The following is a 20,472-nucleotide window of genomic DNA, read 5'->3' on the forward strand; positions in this document are numbered from 1 at the left end:
TAATCTCGTTGCAATTATTTATAATAATCCTATTGACAACGCTTTCACGACAGGGGTACACTGTCCATGTTGAAAGGCGCAGAACATTATCAAAAAAATGTTCACGTGAACATAGAACACAAATAATCGTCTCTTGAAGGGAGTTATTACGTTGACAACATTAACAACGGATTACTTAAAAAATAGTACTGAATTTGAAAAAATTGGCATTAAAGTCCCAACCTATGATCAAGCTGCATTGCAAACAGCAACTGCGAGTCACCCTCGCTGGGTCCACTTTGGTGGTGGGAATTTATTCCGGGCATTCCATGCGGCCATTGCACAACGATTAATTGAAGCTGGTGAACTGGATAGCGGCATTATCGTTGGTGAAACGTATGACGAACAAGTCGTTACCGATGTTTATCGGCCACGCAATAATCGTATTCTACGCGTGATTACTAAGGAAAACGGCGACTTTGATAAAGAATTGATTGCTTCAGTCGCCGCGGCTTACTTTGTTAATCCTAGTGCTGCTGAAGATTGGGCGAAAATGCAAGCTATCTTCCAAGCAGCGTCGTTACAAGTGGTGACATTTTCAATTACTGAAAAGGGTTATAACTTAAAGACGCCGGCTGGTGATTTGAACCAATTAACTTTAAATGATATTGAAAATGGTCCTGCTAAACCAGTAGGCAACATGGCCGGTTTAGTGTCCTTGTTACTCGGGCGTTTCAAAAATGGGGCGCAACCATTAACGTTACTAAGTACGGACAACTTCTCCCAAAATGGTGACCGACTCAAAGATAGTGTCTTAACGATTGCTAATGGGTGGTTAAAGAACGGTTTTGTTGATCAAGCTTTCTTAGATTACTTACAAGACAAGCATCAAATTAGTTTCCCACTTTCAATGATTGACCGGATTACGCCCAATCCAGCTGAAAAGGTCGGGGCGCAATTAAAGGCGAGTGGCTTTGACGATGCCGATATTATTCACACTGCCAAACATACTAATATTGCAGCCTTTACTAATAGTGAAGCGTCGCATTACTTAGTAGTTGAAGATGAATTTCCGAACGGTCGCCCACATTTTGAAACGGCTGGTGTTATTATGACTAACCGTGCGACTGTTAATGATGCGGATCAAATGAAAGTCACGACTTGCTTGAATCCATTGCATACCGCCTTAGCTATTTTTGGTAGCGTCCTAGGGTACCATTCAATTGCGGATGAAATGCAAAACCAAGACTTAGTCGCTTTGATTAAACAAATCGGGTATGTTGAAGGATTGCCAGTAGTTACTGATCCTAAAGTTATCAATCCTAAGGCATTCATTGATCAATTAATTACTAAGCGTTTACCGAATCCATTTATGCCAGATACCCCGCAACGGATTGCAACGGATACGTCACAAAAGATGGCAATTCGTTATGGCGTGACTATCAAGCAATATTTAGCTGATGAAAACCGCGACCCAGTGACGTTAACATTTATTCCGTTAACCATTGCGGCTTGGTTACGATACTTATTAGGTGTCAATGACGATGGGGAAGCCTTCACGCCAAGTCCGGACCCCATGATGGACTATTTGCAAACACAAGTCGCAGGCTTAACTTATGGCAGTCAAAATTCACCGCAAAATGTTCACGTGAACATCAAAAACTTGCTCAGCAATGAAAGCATCTTTGGCGTTGATTTATATGCGGTGGGCTTGGGCAAAAAGATTGAAGATGACTTGGCCCAAATGCTAACTGGTCAAGGTGCGGTCGCAAAAACATTGGCAACGGTCTTAGCTAGTGACGCTCAACCAGTTGCTTAAGAAATTTGGAAAGGAATTTGAGACATGTCTGAATATAAAATTGCAGTTGTAAATTCAAGTAGCTTTGGTCAAGTGTTCAAGGAACATTGGACCGCATTGGAAAGATTAGGCGAAGTTAAGCGGTTTATGGTTCCAACCGATATTGACGGCAAGACTTTGGCTGAAACGTTACACGGCTATAACGTCATTATTGCATCGGTTACGCCCATGTTTAACGCTGAGTTCTTTGCCAACAAAGATGAATTGTTACTACTTTCCCGTCATGGAATCGGCTTCAATAATGTTGATCTGAATGCTGCTAAAGCGCACGGGACAAAAGTGACCATCGTACCACAATTAGTTGAACGTAATGCCGTTGCTGAAAATGAATTTGTTAATTTGTTAGCTTTGGTTCGCCAAGTGGTCCCAGCGGCAAATAGCGAACGGAACGATCATTATGAAGATCGGGCCCAATTCATGGGTAATGAATTTAGTGGCAAAGCCTTTGGAGTTGTTGGCTGTGGGAACATTGGGAGTCGGGTGGCTGAATTGTTCAGTGTCTTTGGCGGTCCAGTATATGTGGCTGACCCCAACCCGAAGTCGTCACCAGAATGGTTCAAAAATAATAACGTCGAACGTGTTGATTTGGATACGTTATTGGCCAAGTGTGATTATATTTCGTTGAATGCATCATTAGATGACAACAGTTATCACATGATTGATGCTGCTAAGTTCGCGTTGCTCAAGCCTGGTGCTTATATTTGCAATAACGGTCGGGGCGCGTTGGTTGACGAAGATGCTTTGTTGGCTGCGATTGATGCCGGGACGTTAGCAGGGTATGCGGCTGATGCCGTCGAAGTTGAACCGGTTCGGGCAAGTCACCCATTCTTAAATAATGATCGGATTTTATTGACACCACATACGTCAGCATATACCTATGAATGTCTCCGTGGGATGGGCGAAAAATGTTTGAGTGATGTTCAAAACATCATTAATGATGCCCCATTAGTACGGGAATTAACACATACGATTTAACGAGTATAGGAGCAAAGCGATGGATTATATTATTGGAATCGATGTGGGGACGACGAGTACAAAAGCAGTACTCTACAACACCGACGGTAAGATCTTTGGTTATGAGAATAAATTATATCCTTTGATTCAAACAACCCCCGATACCGCTGAAGAAGATCCGGATGTGATTTTTAAAGCGACAATCGACGCGTTAGCCGGTGTTAGTAAAAAAGCAACCAATGGCCGAATTTTAGGCGTTGCTTGGTCCACACAACAACATAGTTTATTAGGTTTGGATGCTGATTTTAAACCAACGACTAAGGTGATTACTTGGGGCGATAATCGGGCCGAAAAAGTTGCCGCTCAAATGGATGCCGATGGCCGCGGGCTGGCACTGTATAAGCGAACTGGGTTACCAACTCATCCAATGGGTCCGGTATATAAGTTGTTATGGTTGCGCCAAGCCCACCCAGATATTTATCAACAAACTCGTTATTGGGTCGGTTTGAAAGAGTACTTGTTATATCGGTACTTTGGTGAACTTAAAGAAGATTATTCAATGGCGTCAGCCACCGGCTTGTTTAATATTCATACGATGGATTGGGATGAAGAATCCCTCAAGCTGACTGGCATTACCCGTGATCAATTACCAGAATTAGTCGACACCACGTATCAGCTGAAAGGGTTAAAGCCGGCCTTGGCAACCTTAACTGGTCTCGAACCAACGACGCCATTCATTATCGGAGCGACCGATGGGGCTTTGTCTGAAATCGGTCTAGGAGCGATTGATGATGGCGAGGTGGCCGTTACCATTGGAACTTCTGGAGCGGTCCGGACGTTCGTGGACGAACCGAGAATTGACCCGAAAGGTCGGATTTATTGTTATCCGGTCATGGCAGGTAAATGGATTATTGGTGGACCAGTAAACAATGGTGGCATTGTGTTCCGCTGGGTTCGTGATAACTTATGTGCGCCCGAAAAAGCGGTCGCCACAGAATTAGGCATCGATGAGTATGATTTACTAACCCAAATGGCAGCATCAGTACCAGCTGGGTCCGATGGCTTATTATTCCATCCATTCTTGGGTGGCGAACGGGCGCCTATCTGGGATGGTAACGCGCGGGCCTCATATGTTGGTTTGACGCGCAAACACACGAAAGCTCACATGGTCCGAGCTGCATTAGAAGGCATTGTGTATAACTTGTATACCGTCCAATTAGCGCTACAAGAATCAATTGGGATGCCTAAGAAGATTATGGCGGCCGGTGGATTTGCCCGCTCACCACTTTGGCGGCAGCTGTTAGCTGATATTTTCGAAGAACCAGTGGCAATACCTGAAGCCTTTGAAGTCGGTTGTTTAGGTGCGATGACCATTGCTCAGATTAGTTTAGGTTTAGCTTCTGATTTGAGTGTGGTTAAGAAGTTCATTGGTGAAACCAAGGTTTATCAACCCGACACGACGACGTTTGATAACTATCGGGCTTTAGTACCGATATACATGCGTTTGACGGGCAAACTTGAAAGCGAATACAAAAACATCGCCGATTACCAACGCGAACATCAGTAAAATTTGAAAAACAGGAAATAGGAGTCGAGTGTCATGAAAATTGGATTGATTGGTTTAGGTAAAATGGGCATTCATTTAGCCCAAAATATGCTGCGTAATGATAACGAAGTGGTGGGTTTTGACTTGAATCAAGACTTAGTAGCCGAAGCAGCAACTTATGGCGCCAAAAAAGCCACGACGTTAGCAGATCTGGTTAATCAATTGCCACAACCCCGCGTCATTTGGGTCATGGTTCCAGCCGGTCGGCCAACGGATACCACGATTGTTGAATTGAGCCAGGCCTTAGCAGTGGACGATATCGTGATTGATGGTGGCAATACTTTTTGGAAAGATTCGTTACGCCATAATCGCTTATTAACCGAACAAGGTGTCCATTTCTTTGACTGTGGTTCATCTGGTGGTTGGCGTGGTGCTTTGGAAGGCGGTAACTTTATGATTGGCGGTGATGATGCTGAAGTATTCGAAACGATTCGGCCATTATTTGAAGGTATCGCTCAAAAAGACGGGTACTTATATACCGGCAAAGCAGGTTCGGGGCACTATTTGAAGATGGTTCACAACGGTATTGAATACGGGATGATGGAAGCCATCGGTGAAGGCTTTGAAGTATTACAAGCATCAGATTTTGATTACGATAACGCCGCGGTTGCTAAAGTTTGGAATCATGGTTCAGTCGTTCGTAGCTGGTTAATGGAATTGGCCGAAGATGCTTTTGATCAAGATGCCAACTTGGATAACATCAAAGGCCGGATGCATTCGAATGGTGAAGGTCAATGGACTGTGCAAGATGCGATGGATCATGGGATTGCGACGCCAGTTATCGCCGAAGCAGTGATGGCTCGTTACCGGTCACTTCAAGCAGATACGTTTGATGGCAAGGTTGTAGCGGCCCTGCGCAATGGTTTTGGTGGGCACGCCATGGACAAATGCTAGTCAAAAATAATTGAAAGAAGGCGATGATATGGCAACGTATACCAGTGAACCTTTGAATATTTTGCACACTATCGGTTTCAAGGAATTATATCCGGTGATTCGCTGCCAGCTTGATTTTGAAGGTCCATTAGATGTTTTGCAATTAGTTCGGGCATTGACACAAGTGACGAAAATTATCCCACAATTATTATGTCGATATGATTTGCCACACAATCGCTGGCAAAGTACGACCGCAACGGCCGCCGAGCTAATTTATACTGATGTTGCTAATCCGGATGCCGATGCTGCCGGGCTTGATTGGGAAAAAGGACCACAGCTTCGCTGTTACTTGCAAACGGGGCCGACCAGTCAATTGATTATCTATCTCAGTCATATTCTGACGGATGGTGCTGGTGCTAAAGCACTATTGCAATTAATTGCCCAAGCATATAACGGACAGCCACTAATGATAGCGAATCGACAAGATGTGGGGTGGCTGTATGATTTGAAAGCCCGGGTTGGCAAACCCGATACCACGACAACTGACAATCGTGATCATCCTAGTCAACCGCTCAGTTTACCGGCACTAGCGACTGCAAAAACAGCTAGTCGTCAACGCTATGTCGGGCAGCAAACTTTATCAGTGGCGGTGACCCAACGCTTATTACAAGCTGCTCACCAGAGTGGGGTCACATTGAATGATATTATTATGGCTTGCTTTGGGCGCGCAATTCAGCGTTTTCGTCCGGTTAAGACAATTGCCTTAGCTTGCCCAACTGATCTTCGGCGGTATGCGCCGCCAGCAACAGGCGTGGTCCGCATTGCGAATCATACGGCGCGTTACAATGTTGCCATTAATTCACCAGTGACGGACTCGATTAATCAGACTGTTCATTTGATGCATAATGCGATGGCTGAAGCCAAAGCCCATTATCAGTTTTTTGATTCGATTGCAGCCTTATTAACCCAAGTTCAACAACATACAGATTTAACCGATTTACAGCAGTTAGTAGAGAAAAATTACCATGTACGACCAATTGCTTATACTAATTTTGGCATTGTGGCTGAAGATAAAATTCAGTTCAACCACTGTCCGCTTCAACGGGTCGTTTTAACAGGTAGTTTTCGGACGGCACCGATGTTTCAAATTGCTGCGAGCACCTTCAAATCACAGTTGACCATCGCATTTAATATGATTGGCACGCCAGATGAGTATCATTTTGGGATGGCAATTACCGCTTCGGTCGCTGACTTGATGCGTCAGTTTTGTGAGTAATGAATGTTAACAGAACTGGAAATGCATTCGCTCGAAAAAGAAAGCGCTTCCGACAGTAATTTTTAACATTGATGCCATTAGGAGGTATTACCGATGAGTGAAGTAACCATGAAACACCAAGCACCAAAAAAATCGGCGACCGAACATCACGATTTAGTGAATGATTCGTCGAAACGGATTCCAGTACGAGAACGCATTGCGTACGGGTTTGGTGACTTTGGCAATGGATTTATGTTTGACCTAGGACAAGCCTATTTAACTAAGTTTTGGATTGATGCGTGTGGGATTGGCGCCGGCGCGGTCGCGGGTGTGTTTGCCTTTACGAAGATTTTCGATGCCTTTATGGATCCGATTGCTGGGTCATTTGTGGATAACCGTAAAAATATTAGTAAACGTGGCAAGTTTCGACCGGTCATGATGGTGTCTGCAATCTTACTAGGGATTATGACCGTGGTGACATTTACGATGCCGTCCGGGTTATCAACTAGTCAAAAGATTATTTATGCCTATGCGGCGTACATGATTTGGGGTGTCGTCTATTCCTTTACTAATGATCCATATGGGTCATTAGCCTCGGTAATGTCGCGTAATTCTCAAGATCGTAGTTTTATGGCGATGACTCGTCAAGTTGGTTCAGTTGGCGCACAGTTTATTGCCGGGGTCGCTTTTATTCCATTAATGGGGATGATGGCCGGTGGTAGCCAAGAACATGGTTATTTCATTGCGGCCGCCATCTTTGCCATTATCGGCGTCTTAATGTTTGGGGTTTGTTATTTAGGAACGCGTGAAAACGTTAAAGTACAACGGAATAACGGAAGTCAAGAAAAAGAAGGCTTCAAAGACTATTTCCACGTCATTTTCAAAAATGGTCCGCTGGGGGCCGTTATCTTGATGACCTTGTTTACAATTTCTGCCATGAATACAAATAATCAGATGATGGTTTTTTATGCTCAATATAATTTAGGTAATATCGGCCTACAACCGATTATCAATGGGATTATGATGGGTTGCTCGATTGTTGGGGTCTTTATGATTCCAGCATTAACCAAGCGTTTTGGTCAAAAGCGGACCGCCTTTTGGAGCTTCATTATTGGCGCGATTGCGAACTTAGCGAACTATTTCTTACCATCGAATGTCGTGACATTTATTGTATTAGTTACGATTGGTTACACGGCTTTAGCCATTCCAAATGGGATTACTTGGGCCATGGTTTCCAATGCGATTGATTACGGTGAATGGCGTTCTGGTAAGCGCAAAGAAGCCATTACATACGCAGCCTTTAATTTTTCACGGAAGATTGCGCAATCCTTAGCCGCTTTAGTAAGTGCCGGTGTATTAGCATTGACCGGTTATGTTGCCAATGCTAAACAAACGCCCGAAGCTTTAAACGGGATTAAAGCCGCGATGACTTTATACCCAGGGGTTTGTCTTTTGTTAGCCGCCGTTGCTTTAGGCGTGTTCTTCAAGTTGGATGATCAACGGTTTGCTGAAATCGTTGATGACTTGGATCACGGCAAATGGGAACACGGTAAACTAGGCGAACAAAAATTAGATAAATAATTAATCAATAATATTTTTTGGAGGGTTTTAACATGGATTTACAAACAGTTTTAGCAGATGTCAAAGAAATCTTAGCCGCTGATGGACAATATGATCATTTAAGTGATGCGCAAGTATACGCACCTTCCATTCAAGTTGATCGTCAAAATGTTTATTTCATCTTGCACACCGATGGGCAAAAACAATTAGTTGTTTTTGAAGACGCCCGGACTGTTAACGATTTTGAAAGTAATGAATCAATGACTGATGGCAACCAAAAGTTACTCGTTGGCGACTTATCTGAAAATAACTGGCACGCGTTAACAAAACGTTTTGCTTGGGTCAAACCAACTTCACGGCACGGCTACAAATACACATTTGGCTTAGGTGACCGCTTAGGGTTAGCTTCGAATGCTCATCTGCGTTTATTCAAAGGCCGTGGCATCATGCCAGTGTTGTCACAACAATCAATTCGTGAATTGTTATTGACGAACCGGACCTTCACTGATGTTTTATTAGATGCTGGCTGGTCAGTCTTTGAAGAAGGCTACACTGATGGCTGGGGTGCTGATGGTGATCACGTTAAGAATCCTCACGAAGTTGACTATGCCGTTAAGACCGGTTGCTCCATGATTACGTTAGATTGTACAGAAAAGATTCACAACGAAATTGCAGATTTATCTGATGATGAATTGGATGCCAAGTATAATGCATTAGATGCTAAATACACGACTTACTTTAACGATAAGTATTTGAATAAGACTTTCGATTTGGGTCAAACAACGGTTCATTTTGACAAAAAAGACGTTGAACAATCCGTGTTAATCTTCTTTGATGCGGTTGAATATGCGACGTTTATCTATCACAAGTTTGTGGTGCCATTTAACTTAGATTTTGAAATTTCAATGGATGAAACGATTGTGCCAACGACACCAGCCAACCATTACTTCTTCGGTAACGAATTGGCAGCGCGTGATATTACACCCGAAACGTTAGCACCAAAATTCTATGGCGAATTCCAAAAAGCCATTGATTATATCGGTGATGTTAAACGCTTTGAACGGGAATACGTGGTTCATGAAGCCATTGCCGAACACTTTGGTTACAAATTGAGTATTCACTCTGGGTCAGATAAGCTATCAGTTTATGAAATTATTGGGCGTTTGTCCAAGGAACATGGCTGGCACGTTAAGACTGCCGGGACGAACTGGTTGGAAGCCTTACGGGTAGTTGCCCATGAAGATCCAAAATTAATGTTAGATCTTTATAAATTCTCATATGATAACTTGGATGATGTTGCTTCCTTCTATGTCTTCAATGCGCAAAGTAATGGTACGGCACCAAAACCAGCTGAAATCAATGAAAGTAACGTCATGACCTTGCTCGAAAATGATGATACGCGTCAGATTTTGCATACCATGTATGGGTCAATTTTAAATGCGCAAAAGAGTTATGAATATGTTTATCGCGACAAGATTTTCAAGATTTTGCATGACAATCAAGCCGAATACGATAAATACCTCAATATTCATATTGCTGAACATCTGGACTTGTTACAAGGGCTGGCCAAGACTAAGGCCGAAGTACAAGCAAAGTACGAACCACAAATCAACGCTTAATTTTGTGAGTAGGGGGAAGTCGTAATGACGCTATTAAATGATGATTTCTTGTTAGGAAATGCGACCGCCAAAACATTATTTCATGACTATGCGGAAGGCATGCCAATCATTGATTTTCATTGCCATTTAAATCCACAAGAAATTTATGAGAATAAGAATTATCCAAATATCACGCGTATTTGGCTGAATGAAGGGCATTATGGGGACCATTATAAGTGGCGCTTAATGCGTGCCAATGGGGTTCCCGAAGAATTGATCACTGGTGATGGTGATGAATACGAAAAGTTTTTGGCGTGGGCCGGAACGATTGAAAAATCATTAGGAAATCCATTATATGAATGGACCCATTTAGAATTACGGCGCTTTTTCCATATTGATGAAGCGTTTAATCGCCAAAGTGCGCCGGCAATTTGGAAGCAGACCAATGCCTTGTTACAGACTGAAGCTTTCAAGCCACGGAACTTAATCAAAAATTCCAACGTTAAAGCGGTTTGCACGACTGATGATCCGACCTCTGACTTGCATTACCATCAATTATTGCAAAAGACGGCTGCGGTTGACGGATTCAAAACCTTACCAGCGATGCGGCCAGATAGCTTAATTCAGATTGAAAAGCCGGGCTTTGCCGCGTATTTGCAAGAATTAGGGCAACAAGCTAATGTTGAAATTAACTCGTTTGCGGATATTATCACAGCTTTAAAACAACGCTTCGAATTCTTTGCTAGCATGGGCGGTCGGTTATCCGATCATTCATTGTTAACCTATCACTTTATTGAAGCTGACGCGGCACAATTGGACGCTATCGTTGCGAAAGCAGTTCGGGCGGAACCATTATCTGCCACGGAACATGATCAATATTTAACGATGTTGTTGGAAAACTTGATGCAACTCAACAAACAATTTGATTGGACGATGCAATTTCATATTAATTCTATTCGTGATTTGAATCATCCAATGTATGATCAACTGGGAGCCGATACTGGATATGATGCCGTTGGGACTCAGCCAGATATTGTCAGTCAGTTGCAACAGTTGTATACCAAGATGCGTGATACGAATAATATTCCTAAGACCATCTTCTATTCTTTGAACCCGAATGACTGGATGCAGTTGGCAACCATGATGGGGGCCTTTCAAGAAGGGGGCCAACAACGCCTACAACTCGGTGCAGGCTGGTGGTTCAACGATACTGCTGAAGGGATGCATGAGCAATTACGAATCTTTGCTGAAGAAAGTCTCTTACCAAACTTTGTCGGCATGTTAACCGATTCGCGGAGCTTCTTATCATATCCACGGCACGAATATTTCCGGCGCGTCTTATGTAACTTCTATGGTGAATTGGCTGAACAAGGGCGGGTTCCAGATGATCCGCAAGTATTAGGTCCCGTTATCCAAGATATTGCTTATAATAACGCTTATCAGTATTTTGGCTTCTTTGAAGATACGAAGCACTAGCTAGTCGGTTACGAACGACCACTAAAATTACACTCCTTATATATTGTGCTAGGTCACTTGATGGTAAACAGCAGCTATCAAGTGGCCTAGTTTTTTTATTGGAAAATGAGGCCGGTCCTTTCGTATTTATTAAGGTTCAGGCTATAATAAGAGTATTAATAACTTTTAAACGGATGTGGAAGGAAGTAATGGGATGAAACGTGCAACGATTAAAACGATTGCGAAGATGGCCAATGTCTCGCACACGACCGTTTCTCGCGCCCTAAATAATAGTGAGCACGTCACTGAAAAAACGCGTAAAAAGATTCTTGATATTGCGATGGAACAAGGATATGTGCCTAATGTAGCGGCACGGGGGTTAGTTAGTCGGCGAACTTATTTGATTGGCATCTTTTTCTCGGATTTAAATGTCGGGACCTCACCGAGTTTCTTGATTGAGGTTATCAATCAAGTCAAGCGAATCTTACCAGACGACTATTCATTTGCTATTGATAGTATTAGTCACTATCAAGGCGGAGTGGCAGGAATGGAAGAGCGATTTGATGGCGTCATTATTGTTAGTCAGTCTTATCACGATGATGACTTTATCGACCAAGTTGTCGCGAAAAACTTGCCAGTCGTGGTCTTGAATCGGCCGATTGAACGGCGCGATATTTATAATGTTACAACTGATGACCATCTTGGCGTTGAAATGGCGATGAGCTACGCGTTACGTATGGGCCATCGTCAATTTGGGATGATCAAGGGGGAAGCGTCTTTTGTGTCGAGTGATGCGCGGCAACGTACGTTTGAAAGCATCTTGAAAGAACATCAATTAACCTTGAATCCAGACTGGATAAAAGCGGGAAACTACTTGTTAAATAGTGGTTATGAAGCGATGAAACAAATTTTGATGTTACCCAGTATCCCAACTTGTGTCTTTATCTCAAATGATGACATGGCGATTGGCGCTGTCCGAGCGTGCTTAGACTTTGGATTGCACGTTCCAGCCGATATTTCGATTATTGGTTATGATGATGTGGAGTACGCCAAGTATTTGGAACCACGGTTAACGACAGTCAGCAAGCCGACTTCAGCCATTGTCCAGGCGGGGGTAACCGCACTAGTCGATATGATGGATGGAGAAGCCCAACCAAGTGAAAATCAAACCTTGGCACCGAAGCTAATGATTCGTGATTCTGTGAAAAAAATACCACTAAATGAAAATTAATTACAGAAAACGCTTATATCGATGAAAATCATTGACATTCTTTCATAAGGTGCTAGTATGGACCATGGAAAGAAGCAATAGGAGGGTTTTTATGGTAAGCAAAACTGTTACAGCGCAGGTTAATCGGACTGTGCCCAAGCCGAAAAATGTCGTTAATTATTTAGCAGCCGGTTTAACGGTTGTGATTGTTGCTGCGAGCTTGATTGCTGGTGGCAGTGTCGCTACTTCAAGTAATAGCCATTTCGCGCAAGCTTTGACCACGGTCACTGCGCAACGTTAATATTCAATTAGTCTATTAAAATAGTCGCGCTAACTACCCTGATTGTAGGGCAGTTAGCGCGACTTTTCGTTTTTAGTTTAAAAAAGCTATTTAATCAAAGCAAGGACTGCTTTAACGACATCGGTTGGAACCGCTTGGTCTAACGGAATATTAACGCGTTTTTGACCAGTTGTGAGACCAGCTTCCTTAGCTTGAGCCAAGACGTCCGGCGTCAAGTCTGCCGAAATGCTCAAGCTAACGTGGGCTTTATAGGCCGCGATGCTAACGTATTTTTTATCTAAATCATAAAATGGCAAGTTCCACTTAATTTTTGGGGTGGCCGTTGGTAATTCAGTGGTGATTAATTGTGCTAAGGTGCTCAAGATCGGTTGAGCAGCTGGCGCGGCTTTACTGATGTAGTCCGCAGTGTCAGTTACAGGGATACGACTAGGCATTAGTTAGACTTCCTTTCATTTACGAAACGAGTTACGACGTAGTAACCAGATGATTAGGACACACAGGACAAACGTGATGGCAATCGTAATTTCCCAACCAAATGGATTTTTCATAAACGGTAAATCAACATTTTGGCCAAAGAAGCCAAAGACAATGTTGGGAACCGTTAAGACAATTGAAAAAACGGTCAACAGCCACATCGTATTATTCAAACTGTTATCCAAAATATTGGAATAGGCGTTAGAAACCCGCCCAATAATGTCGGAAGCGATGTTGGCCATTTCCAACCCTTGTTGCGCTTCGACAATAATATCGTCGAGGCGTTCTTTTTGTGAGGTGGAAAATTTGATAGGGGCGAACCGTTTTAGTGATTGCAACAAGTCGTTATTACTTTTGAGCGAAGTCAAAAAGTAAACTAACGTGGTTTCTAACTCCATCAATTGAATGATGACCGAGCGTTCGATTTTTTTACGCATTTTTAACTGAATATTTTGGCGCTCTTTATTGATCTTATTAATAGCGGAAAAATATTGGCGTGATAATTTGTATAACACATCAAAAATATAATCGAAAGGATGGCCCACTTTTTCCCAGTCGGCATCGACGACGTCCGCAAACATATCTTCGACAAACGCAGTGTTATCCGTTGTAAAGGTGAGCAGGGTGTGATCGACGAGCATAAAACTGACTTGGGCGGTGTAAGTGCCTTCTTCCGAGTTACTAGTGACCACATCAAAAATAATCGTCGTGATTGAGCTTTTGGAATCATATTCCAGCCGCCCACGTTCATGACGGTCAGTTGCATAACCGAGCATTTCATCGGTCACGCCTTCTTCATTAACGAGTTGACTATAATCACTATCAGTATAGTTGTTAACCGCGACCCACCGAAAATCGTCGCTTAAGGCTTGTACTTTTATCATTGTTTTAAACTTCCAGAAATTTGATTTAAGACAAATGTAACACGCTTCACTAGTGAACGTAAAGGTTGAATTATTTAACGAGCGTTCGGCTCAGGCGCTCGCACCACAACTGGTGTTGGCGACTGAAGAAAGCTAATAATAAATCGTAACTGATGATGAGTAAAATCAACGAGACGATGACTAAGTAAACATCTAAGCGATTTAATGAAGCACTGGGCATATTGCCGAGGCGGTTGAATAACCACAAGTCTAAAAAGAGGAGCGGTAAACTGACGAGATAGAGCCCGGCATAGTGAATCGTGATCTGCAGCGGGTTGGCCGGGCGCCCATCCGTGGACACCATTTGACTATTCATTAAAATGCCACCCAGCGTTTTGCCGTGTAAACAAATGGCCGGTAACCAGAAAAATAGCACGATGTCGGTGACGTACAACCAGACGTAATTATGCGTTAATGGCCAATTGAAGTGCTTAACGAGGACGAAGTAGATGACGTCAAAGGCGGCAATCACAATCCAATCGATGGCTAACGCGAAGACGCGGCGCCAATTAATCGGATGATCAGCATGTTGTAGTACGGTTGAATGGTCCGTATTGCGCCACTTTTTCGGAATGAAAATCAATGCCCATGCGCCGACGATGCCCCCTAACGTATTCATCATCAAATCATCGACATCGAACATTCGATAAGCGCGTGAATAGTAACCGTATAGGCCGGTCAGTTGCGTCGTTTCAAAGAATAGCGAAAGCGTAAAGCTGGTTAGCGTGATCAGCCAGAGTGGCCAGTGATGCCGCCATTTTAAGTAGGCGCCAATCGGCATGAATAATAGAACGTTAAAAAATGGCTGGAAGAAGGTTGACGATTTAAAGGCCGCCAGCCAGGTGCTCGGTTCACTAACCTTAAACGGCGTCAGTAGTTTTAATTGTTCGATAAAATAAAAGGGCTGTAAATTATATTCGGCCGTAGTGAGCTTGGCCACCGAACTGCGGGTAGGCAACGGCAAAATAATGAGTAGGTAGGCCGCGGCGATATACCAGATGAACGAATACGTACTAATTAAGTTGCGTTCGGTCAACGCGTCTTTAGTGCGCAGCTGAACGGCTAAAATAATCATCGCCACGAGTAAGGTGACAAACGGCAGTGCCAAGATGATGATATGGACGGGCTCCAGCAGTGTACTGACGATATGACTGGACAACGCCAAATTATAGAGTTTGGTAATGAATTCATGCATATAACGACCCCCTTTGTAGATATTAGTTCTATTGTAAGTGAAAGGTGTGCCCGAAAGATGGTTATGATATCTTTTTTTAGCGAATATCAATAATTCAGTATAAATTAAAACCGCTTACACTATAATATTTCGACGATTATGAATATATTTTGACGATTTATGTTAGATTTTTTAATTGGTTTACTAGCACATGTTAAAATAATTTGCTTAATAATTGTAATCGAATTTAAGGAGTATTTCTAATTTATGTGGTTGATAAATATAATGAATGACTTCGTGATTGGGTATCCTATTTTAGTCGCGGCAATCTGGATTATTGGTTGCTTGTACTTTAATGCCTATCAGCGGGGGTTGAAGCGGGGACCTTTGACCAGTGCTGATTCACCATTAGTCTCGATATTAGTCCCGGCACACAATGAAGAAGCCACCTTGCAAGGGGCGATGGCTTCGATTGCCGCCTTACATTATCATAACTTTGAAGTTATTTTAATTGATGATAAGTCGGACGATAACACGCTGGCCATGATGCACACGTTACAACAGAAATATTCGCAATTGACGGTTAAAATCGTGGCAATTCCCGTCAATCATGGTAAAGCGAATGCCTTGAATCAAGGTCTCAAAGTCGCAGCTGGCGAATATATTATGGGAATCGATTCGGACTCTATTTTGGATTATCAATCCTTAAATGAAATCGTGACGACCTTAAATACCAATCCGCGTATTGGGGCCGTCGCTGGCAAACCGGTCGTGCGAAATCGGACGACGATTTTAGGCCGGCTACAACTTTTGGAATATATCGGGGTTATCGATATTATCAAGAAAGCCCAAGCATTCTTAACCGGCCGGATTACAACGGTTTCCGGTGTTTTAGTTGGGTTTCGCCGTTCAGCGCTGGACTCGGTCGGTGGCTGGAATCCGGCGGTCATGACCGAAGACATTGATATTACCTGGCGGATGTATCGCCACGGCTGGTTAGTCCGCTATGAACCGCGGGCAATTTGTTGGATCTTAGTACCTGAAAGTATTCGTAATTTGATTCACCAACGGCAACGCTGGTCACGTGGTGGCTTGGAAGTGTTGGCGGGTAATTGGGATGTGTTATTACATGGAACTTGGGGCAAACGGGTCTTATTGCTCGAAACGGTTATTAGTAATATTTGGGCGTTATGCACGGCCTTGAGTTTAATCTCATGGGTGCTTAACTTAATTTTTGTGCGTTCGGTACAGCTGGACGGCGACATTTTGCTCATCTTATTAGTCATCAGCTTTACCCAATTCGCGATTGGGTTTCAAGCGTCACGCCAGGCGGCTTATTTGCAATGGCGCGACTTGTTACTGATTCCAGTTTACATTTTGTATTACTGGATGATTAATTTAATCAGTTGTATCGCCGCCATAATTTCATTTGTATTAGATCCTGACCACGTGGGGACGTGGACGAGTCCGGACCGGGGGTTGAAGTAATGTCGAAACATGAATTAGTGATTCGTAAAAAAACGGGGTTATGGCGCTCACTGGGACGCAATACCTTGCTGACGCTATTGTGGTTATTCGTCTTTTTTGTCATCATCACGAATATTAGTTTTATTATGCATATTTATAGTGATACGCTCGTTAGTTTTTATTTGTTACTGAATTTAAATTATAATTTGTACGGCCTAGTAATTGGCGGCATCGTCGTCATTGCCTTAGTTATTTGGGTCTATAGCGCGTGGCGGCTACGTCAGTTACGGGGGCGGCAATCATGAATCGACGGACACGTAAACTGTTAATTTGGGTGGTCGCCATTCTGATTGTGATTGGTATGGGATTCACGGTAAAAAAAGATTTCCAGTTTGACAAGGGGAGTAATGAAAATTACGCCTTGACGCCGGATGCCGCCAAAGCTAAAAACGGGGTCATTATCTTTTGTTATCACCGGGTCTTAAGAAACACCCTCGGCGTCGATACGGCGCGGCTGTTGTCGAGCAACTCGCAGTTACATGATTTTGATGTACCGCTCGATCAATTTGCCAAACAAATGGCCTTTTTGAAGCGGCAGCACATTCGTGTGATTTCCACGGCCCAACTGGCCAAAATGAAGGCTAGTGGCCAACCAATTAAAGGTAAATATGCCGTGCTGACCTTTGACGATATTGACCGCACAACGATTGATAATGCGCTACCGATTATGAAAAAATATAAGTTCCCATTTACGACGTTTGTGATTACGGGTAATACGGGGCGCTACCGGGAAGGCACGCAGTTAGCGACTTGGTCACAAATCAAGTCGGCTAAAAAGTCGGCGGGATCATTAATGACCCTCGGTTTGCACACTAACGACATGCATTATTTGACCAAAAAGTTCCAACCAATTTTTGATCAACCGAACCAATACCATAACTTTGTAAAAGACTTTAAAAAGAGCCAAGCCAAGATGAAACAAGAAACAGGGCATTACGGGCAAGTCTTCGCTTATCCATATGGCGCGGGTCCCAAACGTATCAACCAATTCTTGACGCGACAGCATCTCAATCAAGGCATCATGTTATTAAAGGTCGGGGTCGTGACCAATCAGACCAATATGAATGCTTTACCACGGATGATTATCAACAGCAACAGTTGGCCTAGCATCCAAAAATGGTTGTCTAAATAATTTGGTAATTGCCGCTGCCAACTGCCCGTAATTCCAGCTGCTACGGGGACCGGTCCAAGCCTGGGAAACGTCTTGAACCTCACTTTTGAGCCTGAAAATCGAGTCTCAAAAGATGTCCGTGGTGTAAATGGCCAACAAACGGCCGTTAACGCCACCCGCATAGCGGCCTTCATTACGGGCAGTCGGCAGCTAAATTGATGATTGAGATAAATAAGGTTTCACTGCGATTTTCGTAGTGAAACCTTATTTTTTTTTGATAATTTATTTGGCAGAATAGTAGTAATGGTGGTTGCAGCTAACTAGTCAATTGGCTACCAGGTCCGACGAGTTGTCGGGGTGTGAATGAAATGGAATTAGGGTACCTCATCGTGATGCTAACGGCTTTCATACAAGGCTGGCGATTTATTAACCGATATTTGCGGTAAGTCGCAAAGTATGGTTCAATAATGGCAAATTATTAAAAGGGGCTGAGTAAATGTTAATTGACGGTCACACCCATACGGAATTATGCCCGCATGGTAGTGGGGAAGCTACGGAGAAGATGATTCAACGCGCGATTCAACTCGGCATAAAAAAATATTGTATTACGGAGCACGCCCCGTTGCCACCGGATTTTCGGGCGCAATACGCGGGCGTTGAAACCGGCTATACGGAAGCTTCATTGACCTTGAATGAAGTGCCGCAATATTTGGCCTTGGCGCAAAAGTTGCAACAAAAGTATCAGTCACAAATTTTAATCACGATTGGCTTTGAAGTCGACTTTTTGGCTGACCACGTGGCTTGGACGCGCGACTTCTTAAATGAGTACAGCTCACAAATTCAAGAGAGCATTTTATCCGTGCACTTTATGCGGGGGGCGCAACATAAATATTGGTGCCTGGACGATACGACGGCTGATTTTCAAACCGGTTTTGGCGCTTGGTTGGCTGACCCGCAAGCTTTGTTTGCGCAATATTATCAAACGGTCTTAGCCTCCGTGCAAGCTGATTTAGGGCCGGCAACACCACTGCGGATTGGGCATATGAGCTTGATTCGAAAGTTCCAAGATTTATTTGATTTAACGGCGCCCCTTGATCGTCAAAATATCACGCTCGTGGGTGAAATTTTGGATGAAATTGCCGCGCAACATCGCGAGATTGATTTTAATGTGGCCGGTTTGTATAAATCTTTTTGTAACGATTTTTATCCCGGTCCGCAAATTACCAAGATGGCGAGAAAACGTGATATTCCGCTGATTTATGGCTCAGATGCGCATGATATTTTGAGTGTCGGTCACGGGATTCATTTAGCGGACCGCTTAATTAACGGTTGACAAATGAGAATTTAGTTACTAAAATGAATTCTAAATGGCAAATTACAAGTTTAATCCGAACAAGCCCGGAATCTTTCAATGGCAGTCTGTTGATGATGTATTTTTAATGGTCGTTGATTAATTAATTCAAGTGCTGCTAAGATTTCATCAGTCGTGACTTGGCTAAAATTAGTTTTTTTCGGGAAGAACCAACGTAACCGGCGATTGAAATATTCATTGGAACCTCGTTCCCACGGTGAATATGGATGGCAAAAATAGACTTTGATCTGATAATCCTGTTCTAAAGCCTGATAGTTAGCAAACTCTTTACCATGATCAACGGTAATGGACTTCACCTGAGAACCGAAGGCCCTCATGAATTTGCCAAAGGCGGTGTTTAAGGATTTAGCTGTACGATTAGGAGCTTTGATGGCCCATAGAAGTCGTGTCTTGCGTTCTATGAAAGTAACCAAACATGATCGTGATTCGCCTCGACTAGAAAGCACCGTGTCGACTTCCCAATGACCAAAAGCTAACCGTTGATTGACAGTGGTTGGCCGTTGTTCTATCGAAGTCCCGCTTGTAAATTTCCCGCGATGTTCATTAAATCGGTGCTGGCGGACATTCCGATTGGGGAGATCAGTCAATTTAAAGGGTAGCCAGCCATGATTAAGCCAATTATAAATTGACGCAGTGTTCAGGTTAAAAGCGGCCGCAATAGCTTCTGGTGACCAGGTTAATCGTAAGTGGTTGGTAATTAAAGTCTTTAATGCTGTCGTTAGCAGTGAATGCCGACCGCAATTCCGTCTTTTGTGATCTGCGTCTTGTTGTGCTAGTTCTGGATCATAGGGCTTGACCCGATCCAATTCATAGCTAATGGTAGCTTTGGCAACGCCCAAGGCGTCAGCCATTGCTTGGTAAGTTTTATTCCCATCATTGACCATTTGTGCTAGTGCGCCACGTTGAAAACGTGATAAAGTAGAAGTACCCAAAGTAATCACTCCTTATATTGGTTGGAATTAACTACTACCATTGTAAGTGATTGCTTTGGGCTTTTTAATTTCTGTTCGGATTAATTATAGAATTTGCCAAATTAAACAACTAATCAAATTTTAATAAAAGTAGTGATTAGAAAAAGTAATTAGCAAATTCCTCATCCAGAGAGTCCGGGTAGCTGCGAACCGGGCAGATATTGCTAACGAACCCACATCTATGAACTGCCGCGGTGAACCTTGGTGTCTTTAGCCGTGGCCGAATGGTTTCGTTATCCAAGTTGACTTTAAGTCAACATGAGGTCGTCAG

Annotated in this window: 18 protein-coding genes and 1 other annotated feature (1 of these 19 cut by a window edge); of the genes, 14 read left to right on the forward strand and 4 right to left on the reverse strand. The window is 43.3% G+C overall.

The window, feature by feature from the left end; translation table 11 throughout:
• Positions 1-151: 151 nt before the first annotated feature.
• The 10 genes from DY78_RS01005 to DY78_RS01050 all read left to right on the forward strand — a co-directional run bounded on the left by DY78_RS01005 (position 152) and on the right by DY78_RS01050 (position 12,649).
• A complete protein-coding gene (locus DY78_RS01005) occupies positions 152-1,798 on the forward strand; it encodes a mannitol dehydrogenase family protein (protein WP_024626076.1) in 1,647 nt (548 codons plus the stop codon).
• Between the two features lie 24 nt (positions 1,799-1,822).
• The gene (locus tag DY78_RS01010; protein WP_024626075.1) at positions 1,823-2,812 is read left to right on the forward strand and encodes a D-isomer specific 2-hydroxyacid dehydrogenase family protein; all 990 of its coding nucleotides are present in this window, start codon (positions 1,823-1,825) and stop codon (positions 2,810-2,812) included.
• 19 nt (positions 2,813-2,831) lie between these two features.
• Entirely contained in the window at positions 2,832-4,358 is a 1,527-nt protein-coding gene (gene gntK / locus DY78_RS01015) for a gluconokinase (RefSeq protein ID WP_029779148.1), read from the forward strand.
• Positions 4,359-4,391: 33 nt separating this feature from the next.
• Entirely contained in the window at positions 4,392-5,291 is a 900-nt protein-coding gene (gnd, locus tag DY78_RS01020) for a phosphogluconate dehydrogenase (NAD(+)-dependent, decarboxylating) (protein WP_024626074.1), read from the forward strand.
• Between the two features lie 28 nt (positions 5,292-5,319).
• Positions 5,320-6,546, forward strand: a complete 1,227-nt coding sequence (locus tag DY78_RS01025; protein ID WP_024626073.1) for a condensation domain-containing protein — start codon at positions 5,320-5,322, stop codon at positions 6,544-6,546.
• Between the two features lie 108 nt (positions 6,547-6,654).
• Positions 6,655-8,106 (forward strand): glycoside-pentoside-hexuronide (GPH):cation symporter, encoded by a 1,452-nt coding sequence (locus DY78_RS01030; RefSeq protein ID WP_029779147.1) that lies wholly within the window; start codon positions 6,655-6,657, stop codon positions 8,104-8,106.
• 32 nt (positions 8,107-8,138) lie between these two features.
• On the forward strand, positions 8,139-9,704 hold the full coding sequence (locus tag DY78_RS01035; protein ID WP_024626071.1) for a tagaturonate epimerase family protein: 1,566 nt from the start codon (positions 8,139-8,141) through the stop codon (positions 9,702-9,704).
• Positions 9,705-9,728: 24 nt separating this feature from the next.
• Positions 9,729-11,159: a glucuronate isomerase gene (gene uxaC / locus DY78_RS01040; protein ID WP_024626070.1), complete on the forward strand. Its 1,431-nt coding sequence runs from the start codon at positions 9,729-9,731 to the stop codon at positions 11,157-11,159.
• A gap of 193 nt (positions 11,160-11,352) precedes the next feature.
• Positions 11,353-12,369, forward strand: a complete 1,017-nt coding sequence (locus tag DY78_RS01045) for a LacI family DNA-binding transcriptional regulator (protein WP_024626069.1) — start codon at positions 11,353-11,355, stop codon at positions 12,367-12,369.
• Positions 12,370-12,460: 91 nt separating this feature from the next.
• Entirely contained in the window at positions 12,461-12,649 is a 189-nt protein-coding gene (locus tag DY78_RS01050) for a hypothetical protein (protein ID WP_024626068.1), read from the forward strand.
• 86 nt (positions 12,650-12,735) lie between these two features.
• Here DY78_RS01050 and DY78_RS01055 read toward each other — a convergent pair whose 3' ends face one another.
• The 3 genes from DY78_RS01055 to DY78_RS01065 all read right to left on the reverse strand — a co-directional run bounded on the left by DY78_RS01055 (position 12,736) and on the right by DY78_RS01065 (position 15,241).
• A complete protein-coding gene (locus tag DY78_RS01055) occupies positions 12,736-13,083 on the reverse strand; it encodes an iron chaperone (protein WP_024626067.1) in 348 nt (115 codons plus the stop codon).
• Positions 13,084-13,098: 15 nt separating this feature from the next.
• Positions 13,099-14,007: a magnesium transporter CorA family protein gene (locus DY78_RS01060; protein WP_024626066.1), complete on the reverse strand. Its 909-nt coding sequence runs from the start codon at positions 14,005-14,007 to the stop codon at positions 13,099-13,101.
• A gap of 70 nt (positions 14,008-14,077) precedes the next feature.
• On the reverse strand, positions 14,078-15,241 hold the full coding sequence (locus tag DY78_RS01065) for a VanZ family protein (RefSeq protein WP_024626065.1): 1,164 nt from the start codon (positions 15,239-15,241) through the stop codon (positions 14,078-14,080).
• 264 nt (positions 15,242-15,505) lie between these two features.
• Between DY78_RS01065 and DY78_RS01070 the strand changes: the two genes are divergently transcribed.
• The 4 genes from DY78_RS01070 to hisJ all read left to right on the forward strand — a co-directional run bounded on the left by DY78_RS01070 (position 15,506) and on the right by hisJ (position 19,191).
• Positions 15,506-16,708 (forward strand): glycosyltransferase family 2 protein, encoded by a 1,203-nt coding sequence (locus DY78_RS01070; protein ID WP_338043873.1) that lies wholly within the window; start codon positions 15,506-15,508, stop codon positions 16,706-16,708.
• The gene (locus tag DY78_RS01075) at positions 16,708-16,992 is read left to right on the forward strand and encodes a hypothetical protein (protein ID WP_024626063.1); all 285 of its coding nucleotides are present in this window, start codon (positions 16,708-16,710) and stop codon (positions 16,990-16,992) included. The genes DY78_RS01070 and DY78_RS01075 overlap by 1 nt, the downstream gene beginning before the upstream one ends.
• Entirely contained in the window at positions 16,989-17,879 is an 891-nt protein-coding gene (locus tag DY78_RS01080) for a polysaccharide deacetylase family protein (RefSeq protein ID WP_024626062.1), read from the forward strand. Before DY78_RS01075 ends, DY78_RS01080 begins: the two co-directional genes overlap by 4 nt.
• A 475-nt stretch (positions 17,880-18,354) precedes the next feature.
• On the forward strand, positions 18,355-19,191 hold the full coding sequence (gene hisJ, locus DY78_RS01085; protein ID WP_024626061.1) for a histidinol-phosphatase HisJ: 837 nt from the start codon (positions 18,355-18,357) through the stop codon (positions 19,189-19,191).
• A 50-nt stretch (positions 19,192-19,241) separates the two neighbouring features.
• On the opposite strand, the gene DY78_RS01090 is transcribed toward hisJ, so the two are convergent.
• Complete coding sequence (locus DY78_RS01090; protein WP_024626060.1) at positions 19,242-20,162, reverse strand: IS30 family transposase; 921 nt, start codon at positions 20,160-20,162, stop codon at positions 19,242-19,244.
• A gap of 123 nt (positions 20,163-20,285) precedes the next feature.
• Positions 20,286-20,472: a binding site (T-box leader), on the forward strand; it runs 49 nt beyond the window's last position.

Source organism: Lactiplantibacillus fabifermentans DSM 21115, from assembly GCF_000498955.2.
Taxonomy (GTDB): Bacteria; Bacillota; Bacilli; order Lactobacillales; family Lactobacillaceae; genus Lactiplantibacillus; species Lactiplantibacillus fabifermentans.

Coding starts and splice junctions, on each gene's coding strand:
- DY78_RS01070 (WP_338043873.1), top strand. CDS start 15,506: ATGAATGACTTCGTGATTGGGTATCCTATTTTAGTCGCGGCAATCTGG.
- DY78_RS01060 (WP_024626066.1), bottom strand. CDS start 14,007: ATGATAAAAGTACAAGCCTTAAGCGACGATTTTCGGTGGGTCGCGGTT.
- DY78_RS01075 (WP_024626063.1), top strand. CDS start 16,708: ATGTCGAAACATGAATTAGTGATTCGTAAAAAAACGGGGTTATGGCGC.
- DY78_RS01025 (WP_024626073.1), top strand. CDS start 5,320: ATGGCAACGTATACCAGTGAACCTTTGAATATTTTGCACACTATCGGT.
- DY78_RS01045 (WP_024626069.1), top strand. CDS start 11,353: ATGAAACGTGCAACGATTAAAACGATTGCGAAGATGGCCAATGTCTCG.
- uxaC (WP_024626070.1), top strand. CDS start 9,729: ATGACGCTATTAAATGATGATTTCTTGTTAGGAAATGCGACCGCCAAA.
- DY78_RS01010 (WP_024626075.1), top strand. CDS start 1,823: ATGTCTGAATATAAAATTGCAGTTGTAAATTCAAGTAGCTTTGGTCAA.
- hisJ (WP_024626061.1), top strand. CDS start 18,355: ATGTTAATTGACGGTCACACCCATACGGAATTATGCCCGCATGGTAGT.
- DY78_RS01065 (WP_024626065.1), bottom strand. CDS start 15,241: ATGCATGAATTCATTACCAAACTCTATAATTTGGCGTTGTCCAGTCAT.
- DY78_RS01030 (WP_029779147.1), top strand. CDS start 6,655: ATGAAACACCAAGCACCAAAAAAATCGGCGACCGAACATCACGATTTA.
- DY78_RS01080 (WP_024626062.1), top strand. CDS start 16,989: ATGAATCGACGGACACGTAAACTGTTAATTTGGGTGGTCGCCATTCTG.
- DY78_RS01035 (WP_024626071.1), top strand. CDS start 8,139: ATGGATTTACAAACAGTTTTAGCAGATGTCAAAGAAATCTTAGCCGCT.
- gntK (WP_029779148.1), top strand. CDS start 2,832: ATGGATTATATTATTGGAATCGATGTGGGGACGACGAGTACAAAAGCA.
- DY78_RS01055 (WP_024626067.1), bottom strand. CDS start 13,083: ATGCCTAGTCGTATCCCTGTAACTGACACTGCGGACTACATCAGTAAA.
- gnd (WP_024626074.1), top strand. CDS start 4,392: ATGAAAATTGGATTGATTGGTTTAGGTAAAATGGGCATTCATTTAGCC.
- DY78_RS01050 (WP_024626068.1), top strand. CDS start 12,461: ATGGTAAGCAAAACTGTTACAGCGCAGGTTAATCGGACTGTGCCCAAG.